Below are 24568 nucleotides of genomic sequence, written 5' to 3' on the forward strand. Positions count from 1 at the left end.
GTTATTACTTGGTTAGCAACCGAACGAACTACGGGATACGTATACACTCCGAGGTCCGCTTCGTAAGCACTAAAGGAGGTCTGTTTGTAATGAAAAGAAACCATACGATGATGCAGTTTTTTGAATGGCATCTTAGCGCAGACGGAAACCACTGGAAGAGATTGGCCGAGATGGCTCCTGAGCTAAAGGCCATAGGAATTGACTCGGTGTGGGTACCCCCTGTAACCAAAGCAGTGTCGGCCGAGGATACCGGATACGGTGTTTACGATCTATACGATCTGGGCGAATTTGATCAAAAGGGCAGTGTACGCACGAAGTATGGCACCAAACAAGAACTGGTTGAGGCGATTGCCGAGTGCCAGAAGAATGGCATTGCCGTCTACATCGATCTAGTGATGAATCATAAAGCAGGTGCGGACGAGACGGAAGTATTCCCAGTTGTTGAGGTCGATCCGAATGACCGGTTGAAGGAGATATCTAAGCCTTTTGAGATCGAGGGTTGGACCAAGTTTGATTTTCCGGGGCGGGGAGACCAGTACTCCTCCTTTAAATGGAACTATAAGCATTTCAATGGAACGGACTTTGATGCAAGACAAGAACGCACAGGTGTATTCCGTATTGCCGAAGAGGGCAAGAATTGGAATGAAAATGTCGACGATGAGTTTGGCAACTACGATTACCTCATGTTCGCCAACATCGACTATAATCATCCGGAAGTAAAAGAGGAAATGATTGAGTGGGGCAAATGGCTGATTGATACGTTGCAATGTGGCGGGTTTCGCCTGGATGCGATCAAACACATCAATCATGAGTTCATCAAAGCGTTCGCTGCCGAGATGATTCGGAAACGGGGTCAGGATTTCTACATTGTAGGTGAGTTCTGGAACTCCAATCTGGATGCTTGTCGGGAATTCTTGGATACGGTGGATTATCAGATCGATCTATTCGATGTGTCCCTACACTATAAATTGCATGAGGCGTCTCTGGCGGGAAGAGATTTCGATCTCTCCAAAATTTTCGAAGATACATTAGTACACACACATCCTACGCATGCTGTGACATTTGTAGATAACCATGATTCCCAGCCGCATGAGGCACTTGAATCCTGGGTTGGAGATTGGTTCAAACCAAGCGCATATGCACTGACGCTGCTGCGTCGTGATGGGTACCCCGTAGTCTTTTACGGAGATTATTACGGCATTGGTGGCCCTGAACCTGTTGAGGGGAAAAAAGAGATCTTGGACATTCTGCTCTATGCACGCTGTCATAAGGCGTATGGTGAGCAGGAAGACTACTTCGACCATGCGAATACGATTGGATGGGTACGGCGTGGCGCAGAGGAATTCGAAGGCTCCGGCTGTGCTGTAGTGATCTCCAACGGAGACGATGGTGAGAAGCGCATGTTCATTGGTGAACATCGGGCTGGCGAGGTCTGGACGGATCTTACGCATAGCCGCGAGGAACGTGTAACGATTGAGGAAGATGGATGGGCGACGTTCCACGTTAACGGTGGAAGTGTAGCGGTATGGGCTCTGCCAGACGAGGAACACACCTCAACGTCATCCTAATTGCTAGTACTGTAATGGCCTTACATCAAGGACAATAGCTCAAGTGTAGAAGGGGTTGCGCGTTAGCCTGGATGGCTGGCGTGAAGCCCTTTTTGTGCTGGTTAGTGTGAGCCTTGAGAGGAAAGAGAAGAGAAGAGAAGAGAAGTAGGTGATGGGTGATCAGGAAAGGATCAGATGTAGTTAGGGGTCATACGCATAGTCATACGCATAAAAAGTAACCCGTCCTCATCTAATTATGATATCCTTAATTGGTAGTATAAACCAAATTCTATAAACGGATTAAATATAAATGAACACCAATGAAGACGCGGGGAGGAATGGTATTGAGTAGACAAATATGGACAGCATTATGCATGATCTTGCTCGTACTGTGCTTAACTGCATGTACCTCTGATTCGGCGATGGGTCAGGTGAAACGCACCGATTCTTATACACTAAATAGTGAAAGGAGAGATCTCGAAGAGCGCATCAAGAACAATCGAGATTCCTTTCAGCAGACTATGCCTGAGAAATACACGCTGACAGCGACCGTTAATGTGAGTCATGAGGCAGATGGAGATCGGATCACCTATGATGTTCTTGTGAATGATGCGCAGATCCCACTTGCCAACGTCATTCAATCCTTTACGCTTGCATCCGCTATGATGAAGGTGATCGACGCACCGGATCTGCTGAACACCAATACATCGAATGATTATGAGACCAACTTAGAACCGAATAAGGAACCGCTCGGATTAAGCTTAGGTCGGAGTTATGTTTTGAAGCTCAGGACAGATATCAATCGGAGCGCCCTTACTGACTATCAGGATATGTACATTAAAATTTCGTATGGCTCAGATGACGAACGAACGGAAGATTATTTTTATATCCAAGCAGAACCATCTACCGAGGCTCAGGCATACATGGAGTCACTCTCTAATGAATAAGAAGAGACACTTGTCTCGCTCCAGTACAACATTGGAAGCAGGACAAGTGTCGATGTAGCATGTATTTTAATAAGCAGGCTGGCGTGTTGATGATAGGAAAGGTAAGCTTGAGGAACAATGCAATCGTCTATACTTATCTACGTATCAAGCTCGAAAGATTCCAGTGTACCCGCCATTCGTAGGTCATGCTGTTGATTGAATTCAGCTCGTTTGTCGGCATTTGCATATTCATCGTGATAATGCATGAGTACAGTCTTTGCTCTAACGTGAGCGGGCAATTGCTCCAGATTCTTCAATGAGGTATGCGACTTGATAACGAGGTCATGCATATGGCATTCATGGAATATAAGCTGCACATCCTCGGCAACCTCTTCTACACGTTTCTGATCAAGTGTGCTATCTGCACTGTAATAGAAGTAAGATTTAGCCATCAGCCCATTGCTGACCATCCCCGGTACATGCTTCGTACGGAAAGTTTCAAACGTAACACCGCCCAGCTCGAACGTTCCTCCATCGGGCAGTGGAACCACATCGTAATAATCACTCATCGTACGTTCCCCATCTGTCGTATAACGCATACCCGGAGAGAGAATGCTCCACAGCGGATCGACCAGCTCTTCATGGATAAACAGACGTGGCTTCCGGTCACCCACAATCTGAGCATAGTATCCAAGCATCTGTACCCCGTTAATATGGTCTTCGTGCAAATGCGTAATGAAGACGTTATGTATATCTGTCATCGGGAAGCCATATTGCTTCAATGCCTTCGCGTTCGATTCTGGAAAATCGATCACCAGATGGGTGTCACCGAATTCAGCCAATACACTGTTATGGTGTTGGTCTACACTGAACATGTCTCCTGTACCGAGAAATGTAATTTTCATGTCTTCATCTCCTTACATGCGATCTTCAGATCAGCATAATTGTGATTTAAATTAGTATACCTTGTTCAACTGGATATGCCTAAATCAACCTTTTTTGATAACGCTATCATTTTATATTGAACTTTGGTGTCAAACAGTGTAGCGTACAAGGTGGGAAGTGAACCCATATGAACGTAAACTCACCTAAAGGGAGCGTGCATGATACATGAAATCTTTTCTTGATGAACAATTTCTGCTGCACAACGAAACGGCGGTAAGGTTATATGAGGACTACGTCAAAGATATGCCGATTATTGACTATCACTGCCACCTCAGTCCTCAGGAGATTTATGAGAATAAGACCTTTGGCAACATCACAGAAGCCTGGTTATATGGAGATCATTACAAATGGCGTCTAATGCGCGCAAACGGAATTGAAGAGCAATACATTACCGGCGGAGAAGGTGTTACGGATTACGATCGTTTTCTGGCCTATGCCAAAACTGTACCGATGATGATTGGTAACCCGCTGTACGCCTGGTCTCATCTGGAGCTGCAGCGCTATTTCGGCGTCTATGAGGTGTTGAACGAGAAGAGCGCTCCATCCGTCTGGGAGAAAGTAAATGCGAAGCTAAACAGTGAAGGGTTCGGTGCACGAGACTTAATCACGAAGTCCAATGTGACAGTGGTGTGCACAACGGATGATCCATGTGACTCCTTGGAATACCATCTCAAGATTAAGGAGATCGAAGGGTTCGAAACGGCTGTGTTACCTTCCTTCCGTCCTGACAAAGGGCTAGAGTTAAATCGCGATACCTTTACCGAATGGGTGGGCAAGCTATCTCAGGCTTCAGACACCACAATTGAAGACTATGATTCCTTCCTTGCCGCACTAGAATCCCGGGTGGAATTCTTCCATTCTGTTGGCGGCCGTGTGTCTGACCATGCGCTCGATTATGTTCCATTCGGTGAAGCAACACGTGAAGAAGCAGGCGCTATATTTGCCAAAGCCCTTGCGGGTCAGAAAGTCACTCGTGAAGAAGAGAATAAGTACAAGACGGTCACGCTAACCTTCCTAGGGAAGCTGTATGCCGATCGGGGCTGGGTAATGCAGTTCCATATCAATGCCGCTCGTAACAATAACAGTCGGATGTTTGCGAAGCTGGGGCCAGATACCGGATATGATTCCGTGAACGATACACCACTTTCTTCGGCGGTGATCGGTCTACTGGATGCGCTTGAGCAAGAGCAGGCACTGCCCAAAACGATACTGTATTCTCTGAATCCACGTGATAATGAAGTGCTCGCTGCAATTATGGGCAGCTTCCAAGGTGGAGGCATTCCAGGTAAAATCCAGCTTGGCGCAGCTTGGTGGTTCAATGATACCAAGGACGGCATGTTAGCTCAGATGAGAGCACTTGCGAACGTGGGCTTAATCAGTCGTTTTGTCGGCATGCTGACCGATTCACGCAGCTTCTTATCCTACACTCGGCATGAATATTTCCGCCGCTTAGTATGTAATCTAGTCGGTGAGTGGGCTGAGCAGGGTGAGGCTCCACAAGATATGGAACTATTAGGTGAGATCGTACAAGGGATTGCCTACAACAATGCCAAGGAGTACTTCCCGTTCTCCCCTGCGCTGCAGACGGCTTCGGCATCCCAGAGCTAATTAGAACACATACGATTAACGTACACAAATCAAAATTACATTTCCCAACCACGGCGATCTTATGCCGTGGTTTTTTGGTGTTTTGGAACAAAATAGAACAGAGTTGACTTTCATATATACCGGAAATATAATTAGGTTACCTAATTAATTGGTCATCTATTTAATTGTAATCCTATATAATAGGTATACTACGGTAATTGAATTCAACAGGCGTGATCGCCTGATAAGGAGGAAGACAATATGGCTGGCATAGATCCGGTCGCTCAGAAGCTTTTATATTCCATCATGCAGTTTAATAAGGGCAAATGGAGACAGCATAAACCGCATGGGCGCAATCACAATGAAATTATGGTGCTGGGTTGTTTACTTCACGGTATGCATCCGGGAGAACGCCTGAATTGGCAGGACAATCCGCCTGATTTTAATCACTCCTTCGAATCCAATCATCCGGGACTGAAGGTTTCGGAGATCAGTGCTTTGCTACGTGTGAAGTCACCAACCATTACACCCGTCATACGGGGACTTGAGGATGAAGGATTAGTTGAACGAACGATGGATCCAGAGGATCGACGTGCAGTACGCATTACGATTACTGAGGCAGGCCGGGCAATCATTCGGGCTGCTCACGAAGAGCGCATGGAAATTTTCAACAAGCTTGTCGAGCATCTAGGCGAGGAAGAGAGCCTTCAGTTAGCTGCGTTGCTTACGAAGGTGTACACCTTCTTTGATAGCAAGGTTCCCCAAGAATCAGAAGCAAATGAACAAGGAGACGATACGCCATGATGAAATTGTTTCGTATGCTGAAGCCATACCAAATCTCCGTCTATTTCATTCTAGGTCTGGTACTGTTGCAGTCTCTGGCTGAACTATACCTGCCTACCCTGATGGGAGACATCGTGAATAAAGGGATCATTAGAGGAGACATTCCTTATATCTGGAAAATCGGTGGCTTTATGCTACTCATCGCCATTGCCGGAACCGCCTGTTCCATTATTGCCAGTTACCTATCTTCACGCACGGCAGGTGGGTTTGCCAAACAGCTTCGTAGCAGAGTGTTCCGCCATGTAGAGAACTTCTCCCTGCAGGAGTTCGATAAGATGGGTACGGCTTCGCTCATCACCAGAACTACGAATGATATTACACAGGTTCAGAATGTGTTAACGATGATGCTGCGTATGATGATTATGGCTCCATTGATGTGTATCGGTGGTATTGTCATGGCGATATCCCAGGATGCTAAATTATCTACCATTTTCCTCGTTGTGCTTCCTGTGTTGGGTGGTGCAATCGCACTGATTGGTTCGAAGGGGCTGCCACTATTCAAAAAAATTCAGAAGAAGCTTGATCGACTCAATCTGGTGTTACGTGAGCAATTAACGGGTATTCGGGTTGTTCGATCTTTCAATCGTGGAGCACATGAGCGTGCTCGCTTTAATGGAGCCAATACCGATCTAAGAGATGTCTCCATTAAGGTCAATGTGCTTATGGCAACACTTATGCCTATCATGATGCTTGTTATGAATTTCTCGATGATCGCCATTCTATACTTTGGTGGTATGCGAATTGATAGCGGGAATATGAATATTGGTTCACTGATTGCATTTATCCAGTATGCGATGCAGATTATGTTCTCCCTCATTATGGTCTCCATGATCTTTGTCATGATTCCAAGAGCATCGGCTTCAGCAGAGCGGATTAATGAAGTGCTCGACATGCAGCCAGATCTTAGTGATCCAACGCAGCCGCGTAAGATGAATGCACTTCAAGGAACGATTGAATTCGATAATGTTACATTCCGTTATCCGGGTGCGGAGAATGCTGCGTTATCCAATATTTCTTTTACGGCTCGTCCTGGGGAGACCACGGCAATTATCGGAGGTACGGGTTCAGGTAAATCAACATTATTGAGCCTTATTCCTCGATTCTATGATGTTACCGAAGGTACTGTGCGAGTGAATGGGACGGATGTCCGTCAACTGAAACAGGAGAATTTAAGAGCGATTATTGGATTTGTACCGCAAAAGGCAGTGCTGTTTACCGGAACCATCGCAGAGAATATCCGCCATGGTAAGGACGATGCCACAATGGAGGAAGTTGTGCATGCGGCTCAAACGGCGCAGGCAGAGAACTTCATTTCCGAGATGAAAGATGGCTATGACAGCCTGATTGCACAAGGTGGTAATAATGTTTCGGGTGGACAAAAGCAACGTTTGTCCATTGCACGCGCACTAGTGCGTCGCCCTGAAGTATATATCTTCGACGATAGCTTCTCTGCCCTCGATTTCAAGACAGATGCTAAGCTTAGAGCCGCACTGAAATCAGAGACGACGGAAGCGGCAGTGCTGATCGTTGCTCAACGGGTGAGCACTGTTATGGATGCTGATCGGATTCTTGTCATGGATGAAGGTAGAATTGTTGGTTCAGGAACACATCAAGAGCTGCTCGCGAACAACGAAGTGTATCGTGAAATTGTATCGTCTCAGCTTACAGAGGAGGAGATCGCATGAGTGAACGTACAGAACGCAAGGCACCCAAATCCGGTGTGCCCGGTCCTCCTGGTGGCGGCATGGGGATGCGTCCCCCAGTGGAGAAAGCGAAGGATTTCAAAGGTACACTTCGTCGGTTGGTTCGCTATCTGCATCCACACCGTTTCCGGCTCCTAGGGGTTCTTATCGCAGCCATTTTAAGTACCGTCTTCAGTATTATCAGTCCAAAAATAATGGCAGAAGGTACGAATATATTAAGTAAAGGCGCTATTGCCATTTATCAGGGCGTACAAGGCGCAGGTGTTGATTTTCCTGCATTAATCAAAGTGTTGTATCTGCTTGTTGGGTTATATCTGTTCAGTGCTGCATTTATGTATGTCCAACAGTACTTAATGGCTGGCGTGGCACAACGTGTTGTGTACGACATGCGTGAGCAGATCAGTGCGAAGGTCGGACGCTTGCCTCTCAAATATTTTGATTCCCGTACTCACGGGGAGACATTAAGCCGGGCAACGAACGATGTAGATAACATAAGTAATACGTTGCAACAGAGCTTGGCGCAGTTTATTACCTCGGTCGTTACGATTGTTGGGGTCATCATTATGATGCTCACCATTAGTCCATGGATGACATTAATTACACTTTTAACTCTGCCGCTGAGTGTAGTTGTGGTGGTTGCTGTAGCTTCCCGTTCACAAAAGCATTTTGCTGGACAGCAGAAATCACTCGGTGAGCTGAATGGGCATGTAGAGGAAATGTATACAGGACATAAGGTCGTCAAAGCATTTGGTCGTGAAAATCAATCCGTCGAACAGTTCGAAAAGGTCAATGAAGAGCTGTATGAATCAGGCTGGAAAGCCCAGTTTATCTCAGGGATTATTATGCCGCTGATGTCGTTTGTCGGTAACTTAGGTTATGTTCTGATCTGTGTGGTCGGCGGGATCTTTGTTACACGAGGCGCAATTACCATCGGGGATATTCTTGCCTTTACTCAATATTCACGTCAATTCACACAACCGATTAACCAGATTGCGAACATCTCGAACATTATTCAATCCACCATTGCTTCGGCAGAGCGGGTATTCGAATTGTTGGATGAAGAAGAAGAGGTGCCTGAGTCAAATAAACCTGTGGCATTACAGCAACCGCAAGGTGCTGTAGCTTTCCAAGGTGTGAATTTTGGGTACAAAGACGATGAGCTACTCATCCGTAATATGAACATTGATGTGAAGCCAGGTCAGACGGTCGCTATTGTTGGGCCAACGGGTGCTGGTAAAACGACATTGATCAACCTGCTCATGCGTTTCTATGAAATACAGGACGGGCAGATTAAGATTGATGGTGTGAACATTCAAGATATGGAGCGCAGCAAGCTGCGCAGCATGTTTGGAATGGTGCTTCAAGACACATGGTTGTTCAACGGAACCATCCGTGACAACATTGCTTATGGACGTGAAGGGGCAACGAAAGAAGAAGTATATGAGGCTGCAAGAGCCGCGCATGCTGATCATTTCATCCGCACCCTGCCAGACGGGTACGATACGGTGCTGAACGAGGAAGCGTCGAACATCTCTCAAGGACAGAAGCAATTGCTCACAATTGCGAGAGCGATTCTGGCTAACCCAGCTATTCTCATTCTGGATGAGGCAACAAGTAGTGTCGATACACGGACAGAAGTGTTCATCCAGAAAGCGATGAATGATCTGATGCAGGATCGCACCAGCTTCGTTATTGCCCATCGATTGTCCACCATTCGTGGTGCTGATCTCATACTCGTGATGGATCACGGTAACGTCATCGAGCAGGGTAACCATGAGGAGTTAATGGATCGACAGGGCTTCTATGCGGATCTGTATAATAGCCAGTTCACAGAGCAACAGCCGCAGGCAATTTAAGATAGCTAAGTTAGATCGTTGATATCAAAAGAAACATACTAACTAAACAAGACTGAGCAACCCTAGTGGGAGCTCAGTCTTGTTTAGCTTCAGCTTATAATGTTTCCATTAAAGCTCCATTCAACCTGAAACATACAACATACATGCATGAATTCGTTGGTTAGACTATTGATATACTAGTCTTGCTTGGCTTTACCCGTAACTGCGCTATTCTTAGCATTGTTCTCTTCCGTGTCTTCTGGAGAGTCATGCAATTGAAGCGTGACTTCATCCTTATCCGATGTACTCAGCGCAGAAGGAGGCATTTCTCCCGGAATGGCTTCGCGTTGTTCAATCATACGTTTAACGACCTCATAGCAGTCATCGACGTGTTTGTTCCCAACATAGCGCATTCCTGTATAGCTAAGCGTTGCAGCTAGTCCTTGACCGGCGAGCGGCACAAATTTGGCGACCGATTTGGTAGCTACACGTATGCCAATGCGCTTCAGGATTTGGACTACCAGTTCTTTGGTAACCATTCGTCCAATCACTTTGGAGCCGATGGACATCACGAATCCGTAGATCATGGACTTGGTCTCTGGATCCATGCCTTCGAGCTGTTTTTGTGATAATCCGAATTTATTGTTAATGGCAGGCAAGAGCTGCATGAGCATTCCTACATCGGCGAGCACATCTGTACCAGGCAACGGAACGAGTGTGGTGCCGAAGGAAGCAGTGGCTCTTTTTCGAACCATGGTGCGGCATTCTTTGCGAACTTGCTCCAATTGTTCCAATGTTGCTGGAATCATAGCAATCCCTCCATTCGTTTATGGTATACATATAACCGTTTTGAACGAGTTTGAATGGTACTTCTATCACTGTAAATTATAGGACTACAATTATAGAGCTTATTTCCAATAAGTTGCGGAACAAGTGTTGTTCTCATACATGAGCATAGCAAAAAAAGAAGTGCTTATCCATTGCATATAAGAGTTCTCCATTTTGCACGCACACGATAATCAGTGTATAGCTGAAGTTACATTTTTTACCTCAACGGGTAAAGGGTTAATAGGTCGATACATATCCTAGAATGGGGGAAACAGCGATGGAGTTTAACAAAGCCTTGTTAATTCATCATCAGCACGCGGGAAAAGCTAATCGGGTTGATCCAGTAGGCATTGTATCAGGCATACTAGCGCCAGCAGTTCGCGAACTTGTTATTGTTCGAACGGACGAGCCTGGGGAGGGTGAGCGTCTATGCCGGGAGCGTGGGGAGCAATTCGACGTTGTGTTTATTCTTGGCGGAGATGGTACGGTTCACGAATGTGTGAATGGATTGGCGGACCTGAAACAGCCTCCACTTGTTGGCATATTGCCAGGAGGTACCTGTAATGATTTTGCGCGTTCGCTAGGCATTTCTCCAGATGTGGAAACAGCTGCGCAGGAAATGTTGAACGGGCAGCAGGTGTCTATTGATCTTGGACGAGCCAATGACCGAGTATTTACGAACTTTTATGGAATCGGATTAATCAGTGATACATCACAAAATATAAATGATCAATTAAAAGGTGCACTCGGCAAGATTAGTTACTTCATCAGCACCTTACAAACGATAAGTCATGCAGAGCCATTCCACTATCAATTGGAGGCGGACGGGGAGAAAATGCAGGGTGAAGCGGTTATGATCTATATTGCGAACGGGCGTTTTCTGGGCACCAACGCGTTGCCCTTTGCAGCCAACTCTCTCCAAGACCGTAAACTGGATGTGCTCATTATCCATGATACAGGTATCCCTTTGCTACGAGAGATTTTAACCCATAAGCCAGAAGGAGAATGGCAGCCGCAGCATGAGAGCATCAGTTATTTCAAAGCAGCCAGCTTGAAGCTGGAGACTGCAACGCCTATGCTGGCAGATACCGATGGCGAATTATATATGAAGACACCCGCCGAACTGTCGGTGTCGGCGGGGCATCTGACTTTTCTGACCGGAGATGAGTATTAATATCCCGGTTTCTTTTTTTGCACATCATGGGGGCTAATCTAAGTTTGATCTACGCAGTATCTCTCTCGGTATTCATCTTCCAGCATGCTCATGCGTATTGCATCATGATACTGATGGTTATAGAACAGCACGTCTCGGCTGATTCCTTCACGCTGGAACCCGAGCTTTTCATACGTCCGGATGGCACGTTCGTTGAAGGCGTACACCTCAAGCTCAATCCGATGCAGATTACATATGCCATAACCATAATCAAGCAGAAGCAGCATGGCTTCGCTACCATAACCTTTACCTTGATGCTCCGCGTTGTCGATGGCAATGCGAAGATGTGCGCTACGATTTTTGCTATGCATGTCCATCAGGACGATGTCACCGATGACTTGATCCGTTTCTTGTAAAGCGATCAACAACATGAGCCTGGAATCATCCTGGGCTGCATTCTCTACATAACGTTCGACTTGTGCACGTGTAAAACTATTTTGTGTACCCGTAAGCCGGCGAGTCTCGCTGTTGAATAACCCTGGAAAATAGGTATCTACATCGCTCTGCTCGAATGGACGTAGATAGACACGCTCACCCTCTAGAAGACGTGGGATATGTGTTGATGATAGGGTAGCTTGAGACATGGTTATTCCTCCTATTTGTGAACTGACTCCCCTGAGTATATCCCAGTACTGTATACTGCAAAATGTGCAGTTATTAAAATTCAAGCAGGACAGATGAGGGGGATGGAATCATGAAGCAGATGCCGGTATTGGAGGAGAACACGAGCAGACCCGTCTACGTGCAACTCTCGGATCATATCAAACGGGAGATTATGCGTGGTGAATTGGCCGAGAATACCAAGCTGCCTTCCATTCGTAAACTGGCCGAAATGCTGGGGATCAGTTCGACTCCAGTCGAATGGGCATATCAGCAATTGATTGCAGAAGGATATGTGTACAGCCAGCCACGTAGAGGCTTTCGTGTACGTACTTTGATGGATGGTTACGGGGCGATTCAGCTTCCGATGGATAATAAGTTGCATCATGGGATCATGCCGGATCAACGCCAGTATCCAGACTTGGATCAGGCTGCAATTCGTCCAGTCAAGAATATGGAGTATGACTTTCATATGTCACGCAATGACTTTAGTCTGTTTCCGTATGCCAAGTGGCAGCAATATACGAATCGAATCTGGCGCGAAGAGGCGGATGAGTTGTTGTTTTATGGTGACCCCCAAGGAGAATGGGGGTTACGATGTGAGATTGCCACTTATCTTGGACAGTTCAGGGGTGTGAGATGTTCGCCAGAACAGGTCGTGGTGGGTGCGGAGCAGCATTTGTTAATGACGTTGCTTGTACAGACGCTACTTAAGCTAGGGGGTGTACATTCGATTGGAGTTGAACGTCCTGGTTATCGCTTGTTGCCGGGTACATTCCGCCATTATGGTTATCAGGTTGTGCCAATTGCACTTGATGACGAAGGTCTGGATATCACAGCATTGGAACGTGCGGAAGTGAAGCTAGTAGGTGTGTCGCCCTCCCATCAATTCCCGATGGGCATGACGATGCCTATTGCACGAAGATTAGCGTTGCTAGATTGGGCGGAGCGGGAACAAGCCTACATCATTGAGGATGATTATGACGGCGAGTTTCGATATCATGGACGTCCAATTCCATCGATGCAAGGACTGCGCGAGGATAGTCGTGTCATCTATATGGGCGGTTTCTCCCAGGTGCTTGCCCCGACCTTGTGTGTACACTACATGGTCCTTCCAATGGAATTAATGCATGGCTTCCGAGAGATGTACCGAGACGTCCTGTTTGAACAGTCGGCTTCCCGGTTCATCCAGCGAACGTTAGAAGTATTCATGCGTGAAGGGGAGCTTGGCAAGCATATCCGCAAAATGCGAAACCTCTACAAACGGAAACATGATCTTCTCGTTCATTCCATCCGCAGACATTTTGGCGAGCATGCTGAGATTAGCGGACAGAATGCAGGCTTTCATCTGGTATTGCGTATAACGTCATCTCAGACAGCCACTGCGTTGGTACGTGCAGCGGCTGAAAAGGGTGTACAAGTGAGTTCTACAGCGTATCTATGGGGAGATGCCGACAGTCCGAAGGATGGCAAAAAGGAATTTATCATTGGTTTCGCGGGTATAGAAGCAGCCCATATTGATTATGGGATCGAAGCACTTGCGGAGGCATGGAGCTGTTCTCCTTCATCTTAGTTCTCTTGAACAGCGCCATCCAGAAATAAGCCAACAAGTTGTTGTGCAAGTTCCGCAATGCTTGCATGCATGTTGCGCACATCTTCCCGGTTCGCAAGCATAAGAAGGGACGTAAATGCATGAGCGAGCAGCATGGGGTTCGCAGGGCGGAGGTATCCATGATCCATTTCTAGCTGAAAATGTACAGCCAGCACCTCATAGATCTGTATCTCCGCTGCACGGATCTGGGTGAGCTGCTCTTCGTTCAGATAGGTTTCGGCTTCGCGCATCATCGTTTCTGTATCAATATGAGATTGCTCCATCTTCACCTCGGCTACATTCTCAAGCCGTTGCCGCAGTGATCCGGGCTCATCTAGCCGACGTGCGGTCTGCTGCATCGCCATAGCCATCATACGTGTGATAGCCGTCGTGAACAGCTCAGGTTTACTGGAGAAGTGGTAATAGATAGATGCTTTGGTTACCTGACATTGGGACGCGATCTGTTGCAGAGATACAGGTTCATATCCATGTTCCATAAATAGCTTGGATGCGGTCATAAGAATTTTCGACTGAGTTGATGCTTGATCAGAGCCAGCTTTGGGTCTGCCTGGTGAACGGGAAGTACGTTGTTTAGGGTTCATTTTGTATACCTCTTTACGTAAATTGTTACTGTTCAAAATTGTTCATAAATTTAGTATTGCATAATTAACCTTCCGGTATATATAATTAATTCGATTATACAATGACCCACGGTTCATTTCTATAATAAGTTCTATATAGATTGAGCTAATATTTACACCAGAACGGAGAGGACAGAAATAATTGAAGAAGCGAAGCGTTCGCCTTTATCACGGGATTTTTCCCTTTTGAGAAGGGAATCAAAAAAATCTGGGGATAACAGCGATCGGAACATTATTCTGTCGTCGAAGTGGCTAGTGTAAATAGTTTAGATCAATCTATATATATATCAGGATAGGGAGATGAGAAGACAATGCAAGAAGGTTCGGGATACGGCCGCTGGGTTGCTGGCAAACGAAGTAAGTGGGTAACACTTCTGGTATGGATCATCATAGCGGTAGTACTCGGTCTAGTTTGGCCGGCTGTGAATGATCGGGAAACGAATAATGCTCAGGATCTGAGCGATTCCAAACCATCTGTTCAAGCTGCTGTAGTAGCTCAGAGAGAATTCCCTGGTGGGGAAGGCTTGCCAGCATTGATTGTATGGCATCAGGCTGGTGGACTCACAGATGAACATATTAAGCAGATTCAAGCGCTGACGGAGCGACTGGATCAAGACCCTGTGGAAGAGCAGCAAGCGGTAGTACCGCTGTATCAATTGCCACCACAGGCCATTCAAGGGCAACTATCCGAAGATGGTAGCACGCTTGTTATGCCGCTCTTCTTCAACGAAGGAGCCGATGCGGAGCAGCTGGAGAAAGGCATCGATGCACTGAAGGAGAAAACGACAGAGATCTTCGGAGTGAACCCGTTTGAAGTAGCCGTTGATGATACAAGTTCACTCAGCGCACGTGTTACAGGGCCAGTCGGTATATCGATTGATGCCAGCGGATTATTCTCTTCTGCTGACGTATCGCTGCTCATTGCAACAGTCATACTCGTGCTTGTGTTGTTGTTACTGATATATCGTTCCCCGGTACTTGCGATTATTCCAATTATCGCAGTAGGGTTCGCATATATGGTGACCAGTCCGATTCTGGGATTCATGGCAGATCAGGGATGGATCACCGTTGATGCTCAGTCTATTTCAATTATGACGGTACTCCTATTCGGAGCGGGAACGGATTACTGCCTGTTCATGATCTCTAGATTCCGCCAAATTCTCTACCATGAGCCGGACAAAAAGAAAGCTCTCTTCCAGGCGATCACCGGTTCATCCGGTGCCATTGCCATGAGTGGTTTCACTGTCGTTGCGGCCTTGCTTGTATTGTTACTTGCTGAATATGGGGCATATCACCGTTTTGCCGTACCATTCAGTTTGTCCATCTTCATCATGTTCATTGCAAGTCTAACGCTGGTTCCAGCCTTACTCGCTATCTTCGGTCGTGGGTCGTTCTACCCGTTCGTACCGCGTACACATGAGATGGAAGTAGAACGTGCTAAGAAAAAAGGCAAACCAGCTCCAGCTCCACGCAAAGTGAAAGAAAGCTGGATCGGGCGCACGGTTGTTACGAAGCCATGGACAGTGCTGGCAGTAACTCTGGTACTCCTAGGTGGACTAGCGGTGTTCTCAACACAGATTAAATTCACATATGACCTGTTATCTTCCTTCCCGGAAGATGTCCCTTCTCGTGAAGGCTTTACCGTTATTGGAGAACAGTTCTCCCAAGGGGAATTGGCTCCAGTGAAAGTTATCATTGATGCTGAGGGTCAGGAGACGGATCTCCAATCCAAACTTGAAGCACTCGATTATGTAAGCAAAGTTGGCGATGCACAGCAGGGTGCGGAGAATGCGAACATTACAGGCTATGATGTAGAGTTCAATCTGAATCCGTACTCAATGGAAGCAATGCAGCACATTCCAGATTTGCGTGCCACTGCTGAGCAGGCATTGACGGATGCGGGAATATCGAATGCCGATACTCACGTATGGATTGATGGCCAGACGGCTGAGCAATATGACATTGAAGTAACTGGAGAGCGCGATGCTAAGATCATTATTCCAGTGGTCATCGGCATGATTACATTGTTATTGCTGCTCTACCTGCGTTCTGTAGTCGCAACGGCATATCTGATTGCAACTGTCGTTCTATCCTTTTTCTCAGCACTGGGACTGGGGTGGCTCATTATCCATTACGGACTTGGAGCCGATGCGATTCAAGGAGCGATTCCGCTGTATTCCTTCGTGTTCCTTGTGGCACTAGGTGAAGACTACAACATCTTCATGATCTCAAGCATCTGGCAGAAACGCAAAACAATGCCACTTCGCCAAGCCATTAAGGAAGGTGTAGGCGAGACCGGATCGGTCATCACCTCTGCGGGTCTGATCTTGGCAGGAACGTTTGCGGTATTAGCAACATTGCCGATCCAGGTGTTAGTGCAGTTCGGGATTATTACGGCTGTAGGCGTTATGCTGGATACGTTCCTGGTGCGTCCATTCATGGTACCGGCGATTACGACATTGCTAGGTAAATGGGCATTCTGGCCAGGTAAATATGTTCCGATTCCGGAGAAACAGGAAGAGAAGCAGGTTTAATTTCTATCCTATGATTCGGTTATATAGCATGGGTGGCGGTTACGATCTAACCGCTGTCCATGTTTTTTTGAATGATGATATAGGTACGTTGTCCAGTCTCTTTCGCTGAATCTGTGATGGAATGGTGGAACTGTAAAATATGCGGTAGATCTAAGGGCGAGTAGTGCTCTCTTTGGTCAGGAAGGTTTACGTACACACAAGTTTTGGGACATAATAGAGTGAACGTTGGTCTAGAATGGGCCGAATGCAATGAACAACAATGAGACAACCAGGGGAAGGATGAAAGCTAGCATGACGAATCAACTTAATGTGTATTTTAACCATGACGGCGGTGTGGATGACCTCGTATCGCTGTTCATGCTTCTGCAGATGGACAATGTAAATGTAACCGGGGTATCTGTTATTCCGGCAGATGGATATCTGGAGCCGGCAACGGATGCCAGCCGCAAAATCATCGATCGTTTCGGAACATATTCCGTAGACGTGTCCAAGTCGAATTCAAGAGGGAAAAACCCATTTCCGGCAGCATGGAGATTGCACTCCTTCTATGTAGATGCACTTCCAGTATTGAACGAGTCTGGCAAAATGGAAGCTCCATTATCCACTCTTCCTGCACATAAGCACTTGATTGAGAAGGTTCGCAATACAGAAGGCAAAACATTGCTTCTGTTCACTGGACCGTTGACTGATCTTGCACGTGCGCTGGATGAAGCACCAGATATCGAAGAGAAAATCGACAAACTAGTGTGGATGGGCGGTACGTTTGAAAAGGGTAACGTCGAGGAACCAGAACATGACGGTACAGCAGAATGGAACGTATTCTGGGACCCAGAGGCGGCATATCGTGTATGGGAAAGCGGCATTCAGATTGATCTGGTTGCACTCGAAAGCACGAACAAAGTGCCTCTCACTCCAGCAGTTCGTAACCGCTGGGCGGCAGAGCGTCGCTTCGAGGGTGTGGACTTCTTGGGTAATTGTTATGCAGGTTGTCCGCCACTCGTGTACAGTGAAACGAACTCCACTTATTATCTGTGGGATGTACTGACAACAGCTTCCGTAGGTCGCGAGGATATCGTGAAGAAGAAAACGGTGAATTGCATCGTGATCCCGGATGGGCCAAGCCAAGGTCGTACCGTAGAACAGGCAGATGGACGTCCGGTACAATTGGTGTACGATACGGATCCAGAAGCATTCTTTACGTATATGACGGATCTCGGCAAAAAAGCTGCTCCGCAGCGTTATTAATTCAGGCAGCCGATAGGCTAGTCTCCAGCTAATAAATTTAATAAGCCGCTCAGCAGAGAGGAAGGAATTCCTTTCTCTGCTGAGCGGCTTATTTTGCATGGAGGCGCAGCCTCCCATGCAATGTTGTTTGTCTCGCTCTATATTTTAAAGCGGGCAATCAGTCCGTTCAGTTCACTGGACAACACACGCAGACTCTCGGCAGACGCGCTGATCTCACCCATCGACTGCAATTGGCCGCCAGTTGCGGCAGACACCTCTTGAATGCTGGATGAGGATTCACGCGAGATGTGCTCCATATTTTCGACAGAGGCTGAGATTTCTTCTGCACTGGCAGAGAGCTGTTCTGAAGCGGCAGACACCTCATGTAAACGCTCGTTGATCGTATCGATTCCCGAGTGAATGGAGGTGAACGAACGTCCCGCTTCCTGTACAACGACGAGTCCTGACTGGACTTCGGTTGTACTTGCGCTCATATGGTCAGATAAGACTTGAGTTTGGCGCGTGATTTCGGCAATTAGCTCTGACACATGCAGGGAAGACTGTTCGGATTCGGTGGCGAGCTTACGCACTTCGGAAGCCACCACGGCGAATCCATTGCCATGTTCCCCGGCACGAGCAGCTTCAATGCTGGCATTGAGTGCAAGCAAACTGGTCTGGGACGCAATTCCCTTCATCAGATGAGCGACAGATTCAATCTTGCTGGAGTATTGCTCCAACTGTAAGGTGGATACGGACATTTGCGTATTGGCCTGATGAATTTTGTCCATTCGATCAATCGCAGTGTTAATGTTTGCTTGCCCTTGTACCGCATTATGGGTTGTTTCCTGAGATACACCCGCAACGAGCGATGCGGAGTGAGCGATATGCTGCATGCTACGTGTGATTTCCTCCATGGCAGTGGTAACTTCACCTGCTCGGGCAACCTGTTCAGCGGCTCCCTGAGCCGTATGGTCTGTGTGCTTTGCGATCCGCTGGCTGGCTTCGACCGTTGCTCTAGAGTGAACAGACACACCTTCGGCGGCTTTGAGCAAGGAATCGGAGCTTTTGCGAATACCAGCCATCACATTGCGGGTATCGGTGACGAGATGTTTGAACTCGGTAGCAAGTTGACCGACCTCATCCTTACGTCCTAGCTCCACATCGACCGTTAGATCGCCTTTTCCTACTTGGGCGATGATCTTCTTAAGTCTGACGAGAGGGCGTGTCAGGTAATGAGCGAATCCATATACAAGTAGTACGCTGAGCAAAACAATGACCAGTGCCGTCCAGATCATCGTCATGCGATTACGTGCCATCAGCTCATAGACAGCCGTGGAGTCTAGGTCTGCACTTACAATGCCGAGTACTTCCCCGTTGGTACCGTGAATCGGTACATAGGCAGTAATGGTTGCCCCATACTCGTCTTGGGTGAGTTCTCCATGTACAGACTCGTTATTAGCAAAAGCCTGAAGCATACCTTCATAATGAGTATCCTCTGCTGATCCGTAGGGCGAAAAATCATCCTCCGACACGTCGGCAGCCGCACCGTCGACTACATAATAATATGTGGCTGTTCCGTTCTCTTCTCGTTTACCAAGAGTGTACAGATATTTCAATCCATTGGCTTCACGCAGCTGGCTAAGCTGTTCGCGCAAGGTTCCGTAATAGGCAGTTTCATTCTGTCCCGTACTGAGTGGTGCATATTGAGTCACGTCTATGGATTGTGCCGCTCGTTCGGCAACCGCCTGAGCCTGCATTCCCATGGATTGTTCAACAAGTTCAGCAGATGAACGGTACATCGTCACACCAAGCACGGCTCCAGCCGCTAGCATGAGGCATGAAAAAAACAAAAAGATACGCATAAACAAACTGTTCATTAGTTGTATTACTCCCCCTTTTTAGCAGTAAACGGTTGTAGCTATTGATCGATATTGATACGACTTTCTAGATATGGGTCAGACGTGCAGTGTGCTGGGTTGAACATGGATAAAACGAATATGTATGTGTATTGCTGTATTCAACGTGCTGGCTTCATATGCGTGTCAAAAAGGTAGGTGCCATGAAGTAGCTGTTCACCTTCAAATATCGGCATTTCAGGGATAAAGAATTAGCCCCCGAATGCAGTTCATCCAGGAGCTTGTTTACTCTGATTAGATTGAAGCTATATTATGTTACATCGTTCCCCCGCCTTGGCGAATTGAAGCTGGGATCTTTTCTGGCCCTTGATTGATGTACTTTTGAATAAAAGCACCTACCTTCGCATCATCAAACGTGGCGAGTTTCATCGTCTTCGTCCAGGCAGTCACAACGACCTCGCTACCTTCGGGAATGTCCTTGTTAGGAACGGCAAGGATCCCTGCGCCAGCTTCACGGAACTTAGTTAGGTATTTCAGGTGATCTTTGAGCTGATCAGTCGCATCTTCACGATAATAAATAATGATATCCCCATGCTCCAGATTGTGTACCAGATAGGGATAGCCAGGGAAGTCGGTATAGAACCCAAACTTGATATCATGTGGATTATGAGGCCCTGAGGTGGGAATGGTCATCTCATAGTTGATCGGGTCTTCTGTATGGCTAGCTCCATAATACGGGTCGTCCGTCACATCAATGGTGGCATTGGCGTTCAGATCAGCAATATTGTATTTGGTGAATGCGCCCTGCATGAAGAAGAGAGCGATCACAACGATGGATACTCCGAGCATAGCGTGTGCTGTGGTTCGGATAATTCGACTTTTCTTTTTCACGATGGCTCGCTCATCCTTTTTCATATGGGCGACAATAGAGCCTTGCGTGCGTGAAGCCCAGACGTAGGCAACGATAGATAACAACAGAATAACTGCGCCGATGATGAGCCACAGGTAGGATGTGCCCGCCTCGTGATTCATCTGCATGTGATCCATATGTGGATCCATAACTATCCTCTTCTTTCTTCGTTTAAAATAAAATCATCATTCATTACACTACATTATGTAGTGTTAATGGCGTTACACACTCTATTTCCGATCAGTACACTAGGATGTACCGCAGATTAGATGCGAAAACGATAGACAAATGGGTATTCTCCTTAGATATCCAATACGTAAATAAAACCATATCTAATTTACACTACACATTATAGTGTAAGCATGTGGATCGTGCAATCTTTGTGCGAGATACACGACATTTTTTCAAATTGAATTCAAGTTTCAAGTTTAACATATGCTCTGTTCCACATTATAGTTGTTCTATAGTTATAACAAAAAGGCTCCCGTTGCCTAAGCAAGAGAACCTTTCGGAATATCGTATTGATGATCGATTACCTCTAGTAGACGACTACAACCGCCAGAATGAAGAGTAGAACAAGCTCAAGATGCTAAGCAATGTCTCAATGAGCAAACGATATACGACATAGACTAGCACGATGTTAGCGATGAGCACCGTATAAATGCTGTCGATCACGGCTTTGGAACGGTTCAATGGATATTGGAACACGACTGCATTCATGCCTACGAGCACAATAATATAAGCAATCGCGACAAAATACATCGAGAAGGAGAGAGAGATAATCGTAAATACGTTCGCCAGAACGAGCGCAGCCACCGCAGGAACCAATAATGCTCCGTACTGGGCTACTAGAATTTTGGGGTGGAACGTAAGTTTCTCTACTTTCAAAATGATATACATTAAAGCTACCGCAATAATTAGCATGATGGCTGTAAGCAATAGTGGTCTTACGAATCCACTTACGAATATGCCAGGAATGTCCATAGAGCTAAAAGAAATCAAGAAGTATGTAGAAGATAAAACTGCAATTAAAGCCATGGTTAACCATCCATTTAATGAATGCTGTTCACCAACGGTTTTCATAGCTTGGTAAGGACGGACAAGAACGCTAAGGAAATAAGATGCATATTGTTTACTTACTTCTTTGGCTTGCTGAACTTTCTCATTTTGCATCATATTGTTCCATTGATTGTTCTGAGGATCACCAGACGCCTGATTTTCGGTAGCCTGCGCCTGTTCTTGCGGTTGTCGAATCGGAATGGGTGCCGACAGGTTCGAGTTCGAATCTTTAGGTGCATGATTAGGAGAGTCTTGTTTACTCGACCAATGCGTATATTCAGACTCCGATGCAGCAGCCGATTCTTGACTCGGAGCAGAGCTAGCAGGGGAAGAAGTCGAAGCAACCTCGGTCAGGTTCGATCCGCACCTCTCGCAAAAGCTAGCATTTTCATTTTCATGATTACATACTGGGCATTTCATGATATAAGCCTCCATTTCATTTATTTAGACATTTTGTCTTATTTTAAGGGTTAATGCAGAAGTTTGTCCATGACTTCCATTGAATTCTACAAGGAATTTATGAGAATGAAGTTTGTATTTATGATCATATTTAACTCTTACACAGTTTATGTCCGTCGTAAGTATGATGGTTCTTTCTGTAGCGAATGTAATGGATAGAAAACGTAGTCTGCGGGTATACTTTTACCACTTCAATCCTTTGTTAAGCCGCGTTAAGTACAGATATAAATACGTTTCAATCCATGTAATGTTCGCTTTTATGAGATATTTGTAGGTGAAGTTCATCTTTTGGGTTGCTCAATACAGAACATTTATGTATAATCAGACGTGTTAATACGTTTAATGTACGGTAGTAAATGATGTAGGTGAGTTCATGGAACTGCTGGACAGTAATGAGAGCAAGAAGAAGATGTGCCAATACTATAATGAAATTTCGAAGGAACTGTTCGGCTTCGGGACAACTCTCCTGAGAGTGACCGTAGATCAGAATATTGTTACCTTCTTTGCGAAGCACCGACGTTCGCCGCGCTCTGACGCCCTGGAAGGGGAGGCCCCCGGCTTGAAGCTGGAAGTGGACTTCCGCATGTCTGTCTTATATAAGAAGAAATTCAGGGAGAAGTTAGAGCAACACATGGGTTTGCCAATTGAAGCTGTTTTAAGGGATTATGATGCGTCCACGCAGTGGGCCATTACCAATGTGATTTTGGAGCAAGCATAGATGGATTACCGGGATATTCCTGTTGATGCATACGATCATTGCGCCTGAGAATCATATGGATTCTGACAATTTCATACGATGGCGTCTGTCTTTGGATTGATTCTGAAGCAGAAACCGATGATGTACCGGCTACGGGTGTCGCTTTCCTTTGTTTACGAAGAAAAGTGTTCTTGTTCACACAAGAATGCTTTTCTTTTTGTTTTTTAAGTTGAATTAGCCATTCATAACACAAATGCTCCGAAAACAGAAAACCTTTCGATCGTCGTTATCCCCTGATTTCTTTTATTCCCTTATATAAGGGAGAAATCTTGTGATAGCTTATGCTTCCGAAGCAGCTTTCTTACAGAAAGCTTTTAGGCGAACACTTCGTTTCTCCAGGTTCTTTCTGATTTCTTCGTTACTTGTGTTATCAAGCTAGTTCAACTTCATAAATTGCGCTGTAAAAACACACATATCAGGGGGATTAGGATCATGATGAAAAAATGGATTAGTGGTTTGGCGACAGTAGCGATGACTTCAGTATTACTTGCAGGTTGTGGCAGCAGCACGGATGATGCAGCAGGCGGGTCAAGCAATGGGGGAACAGCTCCAACGAAACTGGTTATCTCCACATGGGGTTTCTCGGAAGATTTCTTCAATCAAGAAGTATTTGGTCCATTTGAAAAAGAACATAATGTAGATATCGTGCTGGAAGTGGGCAACAATGCTGAGCGCTTGAACAAAATCCGTCAGGGCACATCGAGCGTAGATGTGATCTATCTGTCTGACTACTATGCACAGCAAGGCATTGACGAAGGCCTGTTTGAGAAAATTGACCGCTCCAAAATCCCGAACATCAATGATATCTATGAGATTGCCCAAGCTCCACTTGGTGAAGAATACGGCCCTGCTTACACCGTTGGACAATTGGGGATTGCGTACAACCCAGACATGGTTGCGAAAGAAGTTACTTCTTGGAGCGATCTGTGGGATCCCGCTTTTGAAAATAACCTAACGATTCCGAACATTACAGCAACCGCTGGCCCAATGGTATTGGATGCAGCATCCCGTGTTGCAGGTAATGATACGTTTAATGAAGATGCTGCATTTACGAAGCTGAAAGAGCTTAGTGGGAATGTCGTGAAATTCTATACGCAAACTTCGGAGTATGTGAACATGTTCTCCCAAGAAGAGATTGCAGGCGGTCCGATTATGGAGATGTACTTCAAAGATTTGAAAGCAGCTGTACCTAATGCGAAGTTTGTAACGCCTAGCGAGGGTGCTTATGCCGTTATGAATACAATCAACGTAGTTAAAGGCAGCAAAAACAAAGAACTTGCTGAAGAATTCATCAACTGGCAACTGAGTCAGGATGTTCAAGCGAAATCAGCTAAAGCTAAAGTGGATTCTCCAGTAAACACAAAAGTAGAACTGAATGCTGAAGAAGCTGAAGGTGTGACATACGGAGCAGACGTGGTTGAGAAGCTGAACAAGCTGGATATGGAGTATGTAAACCAACAAGCTAAAGGCTGGACAGATCGTTGGAACCGTGAGATTGCTCAATAAAAAC

The 24568-nt window shown here is 46.2% G+C and carries 19 protein-coding genes; 12 read left to right on the forward strand and 7 right to left on the reverse strand.

Translation table 11 applies throughout. The annotated features are described in order from the left end of the window. The first annotated feature begins 89 nt into the window (after positions 1 to 89). Entirely contained in the window at positions 90 to 1568 is a 1479-nt protein-coding gene (locus ASD24_RS25310) for an alpha-amylase (protein ID WP_056701865.1), read from the forward strand. Positions 1569 to 1891: 323 nt separating this feature from the next. After that, positions 1892 to 2494, forward strand: coding sequence for a hypothetical protein (locus ASD24_RS25315; protein WP_056701866.1), 603 nt, complete (start codon positions 1892 to 1894; stop codon positions 2492 to 2494). A 137-nt stretch (positions 2495 to 2631) separates the two neighbouring features. On the opposite strand, the gene ASD24_RS25320 is transcribed toward ASD24_RS25315, so the two are convergent. Beyond that, positions 2632 to 3378, reverse strand: a complete 747-nt coding sequence (locus ASD24_RS25320; RefSeq protein WP_056701868.1) for an MBL fold metallo-hydrolase — start codon at positions 3376 to 3378, stop codon at positions 2632 to 2634. 205 nt (positions 3379 to 3583) lie between these two features. Between ASD24_RS25320 and uxaC the strand changes: the two genes are divergently transcribed. From uxaC to ASD24_RS25340, 4 genes are all read left to right on the forward strand, one after another. After that, complete coding sequence (gene uxaC / locus ASD24_RS25325; protein ID WP_056701870.1) at positions 3584 to 5026, forward strand: glucuronate isomerase; 1443 nt, start codon at positions 3584 to 3586, stop codon at positions 5024 to 5026. Positions 5027 to 5266: 240 nt separating this feature from the next. Continuing rightward, on the forward strand, positions 5267 to 5809 hold the full coding sequence (locus tag ASD24_RS25330; RefSeq protein WP_056701872.1) for a MarR family winged helix-turn-helix transcriptional regulator: 543 nt from the start codon (positions 5267 to 5269) through the stop codon (positions 5807 to 5809). Next, the gene (locus ASD24_RS25335; protein ID WP_056701874.1) at positions 5806 to 7533 is read left to right on the forward strand and encodes an ABC transporter ATP-binding protein; all 1728 of its coding nucleotides are present in this window, start codon (positions 5806 to 5808) and stop codon (positions 7531 to 7533) included. Before ASD24_RS25330 ends, ASD24_RS25335 begins: the two co-directional genes overlap by 4 nt. Next, positions 7530 to 9407: an ABC transporter ATP-binding protein gene (locus tag ASD24_RS25340; RefSeq protein WP_056701876.1), complete on the forward strand. Its 1878-nt coding sequence runs from the start codon at positions 7530 to 7532 to the stop codon at positions 9405 to 9407. Before ASD24_RS25335 ends, ASD24_RS25340 begins: the two co-directional genes overlap by 4 nt. 176 nt (positions 9408 to 9583) lie before the next feature. On the opposite strand, the gene ASD24_RS25345 is transcribed toward ASD24_RS25340, so the two are convergent. Then, positions 9584 to 10195: a hypothetical protein gene (locus ASD24_RS25345; RefSeq protein WP_056701877.1), complete on the reverse strand. Its 612-nt coding sequence runs from the start codon at positions 10193 to 10195 to the stop codon at positions 9584 to 9586. A gap of 296 nt (positions 10196 to 10491) precedes the next feature. Between ASD24_RS25345 and ASD24_RS25350 the strand changes: the two genes are divergently transcribed. Next, positions 10492 to 11388, forward strand: a complete 897-nt coding sequence (locus ASD24_RS25350; RefSeq protein ID WP_056701879.1) for a diacylglycerol/lipid kinase family protein — start codon at positions 10492 to 10494, stop codon at positions 11386 to 11388. Positions 11389 to 11426: 38 nt separating this feature from the next. Here ASD24_RS25350 and ASD24_RS25355 read toward each other — a convergent pair whose 3' ends face one another. Continuing rightward, positions 11427 to 12011 (reverse strand): GNAT family N-acetyltransferase, encoded by a 585-nt coding sequence (locus tag ASD24_RS25355; protein WP_056701881.1) that lies wholly within the window; start codon positions 12009 to 12011, stop codon positions 11427 to 11429. 110 nt (positions 12012 to 12121) lie between these two features. On the opposite strand from ASD24_RS25355, the gene pdxR reads away from it, so the two are divergent. Beyond that, complete coding sequence (gene pdxR, locus ASD24_RS25360; protein ID WP_056701883.1) at positions 12122 to 13600, forward strand: MocR-like pyridoxine biosynthesis transcription factor PdxR; 1479 nt, start codon at positions 12122 to 12124, stop codon at positions 13598 to 13600. On the opposite strand, the gene ASD24_RS25365 is transcribed toward pdxR, so the two are convergent. Then, positions 13597 to 14220, reverse strand: a complete 624-nt coding sequence (locus ASD24_RS25365) for a TetR/AcrR family transcriptional regulator (RefSeq protein ID WP_056701885.1) — start codon at positions 14218 to 14220, stop codon at positions 13597 to 13599. The two genes, pdxR and ASD24_RS25365, sit on opposite strands and share 4 nt — an antisense overlap. Before the next feature lie 350 nt (positions 14221 to 14570). Here ASD24_RS25365 and ASD24_RS25370 point away from each other — a divergent pair, with 350 nt between their 5' ends. Both ASD24_RS25370 and ASD24_RS25375 read left to right on the forward strand, forming a co-directional pair. After that, positions 14571 to 16793: an MMPL family transporter gene (locus tag ASD24_RS25370; protein WP_056701887.1), complete on the forward strand. Its 2223-nt coding sequence runs from the start codon at positions 14571 to 14573 to the stop codon at positions 16791 to 16793. A 291-nt stretch (positions 16794 to 17084) separates the two neighbouring features. Next, positions 17085 to 18038: a nucleoside hydrolase gene (locus ASD24_RS25375; RefSeq protein WP_056701889.1), complete on the forward strand. Its 954-nt coding sequence runs from the start codon at positions 17085 to 17087 to the stop codon at positions 18036 to 18038. 137 nt (positions 18039 to 18175) lie between these two features. Here ASD24_RS25375 and ASD24_RS25380 read toward each other — a convergent pair whose 3' ends face one another. The 3 genes from ASD24_RS25380 to ASD24_RS25390 form a co-directional block, all read right to left on the reverse strand. After that, entirely contained in the window at positions 18176 to 19894 is a 1719-nt protein-coding gene (locus tag ASD24_RS25380) for a methyl-accepting chemotaxis protein (RefSeq protein ID WP_056701891.1), read from the reverse strand. A gap of 294 nt (positions 19895 to 20188) precedes the next feature. Further along, complete coding sequence (locus ASD24_RS25385) at positions 20189 to 20932, reverse strand: DUF3105 domain-containing protein (protein WP_056701893.1); 744 nt, start codon at positions 20930 to 20932, stop codon at positions 20189 to 20191. A 400-nt stretch (positions 20933 to 21332) separates the two neighbouring features. Further along, positions 21333 to 22262 (reverse strand): zinc ribbon domain-containing protein, encoded by a 930-nt coding sequence (locus ASD24_RS25390; RefSeq protein WP_056701895.1) that lies wholly within the window; start codon positions 22260 to 22262, stop codon positions 21333 to 21335. A gap of 412 nt (positions 22263 to 22674) precedes the next feature. Here ASD24_RS25390 and ASD24_RS25395 point away from each other — a divergent pair, with 412 nt between their 5' ends. Both ASD24_RS25395 and ASD24_RS25400 read left to right on the forward strand, forming a co-directional pair. Beyond that, positions 22675 to 23019: a Na-translocating system protein MpsC family protein gene (locus ASD24_RS25395; RefSeq protein WP_056701897.1), complete on the forward strand. Its 345-nt coding sequence runs from the start codon at positions 22675 to 22677 to the stop codon at positions 23017 to 23019. Between the two features lie 474 nt (positions 23020 to 23493). Next, entirely contained in the window at positions 23494 to 24564 is a 1071-nt protein-coding gene (locus ASD24_RS25400) for an ABC transporter substrate-binding protein (protein ID WP_056702212.1), read from the forward strand. The last annotated feature ends 4 nt before the right edge of the window (positions 24565 to 24568 follow it).

Source organism: Paenibacillus sp. Root52 (assembly GCF_001426865.1).
Taxonomy (GTDB): Bacteria; Bacillota; Bacilli; order Paenibacillales; family Paenibacillaceae; genus Paenibacillus.